Annotated in this window: 1 protein-coding gene; it reads left to right on the top strand. The window is 82.9% G+C overall.

Annotated features, from left to right (window positions below; genetic code table 11):
• A partial coding sequence (locus tag QWY29_RS20860; RefSeq protein WP_500684591.1) for a YdeI/OmpD-associated family protein occupies positions 1-211 on the top strand: 211 nt, incomplete at both ends.

Below are 211 nucleotides of genomic sequence, written 5' to 3'. Positions count from 1 at the left end.
GCGCGCCCCGCGCAGCCGCTGGTCGCAGGTCAACGTCGAGATCATCGCCCGGCTCGAGGCGGAGGGCCGGATGGCGCCCGCCGGCCGGGCCGCGGGGGAGGCGGCCCGGGCCGACGGGCGGGGGGAGGCGGCGTACGCACCGCCCACGCGGCTCGAGGTGCCCGAGGACCTGCGGGCCGCCGTGGCGGCGGACCCGCGGGCGCAGGCGATG

This window comes from Nocardioides abyssi (genome assembly GCF_030412915.1).
Taxonomy (GTDB): Bacteria; Actinomycetota; Actinomycetes; order Propionibacteriales; family Nocardioidaceae; genus Nocardioides; species Nocardioides abyssi.
The sequence above is the reverse complement of the archived record's forward strand: the minus strand, read 5'-3'. Positions and strand labels throughout refer to the sequence as shown.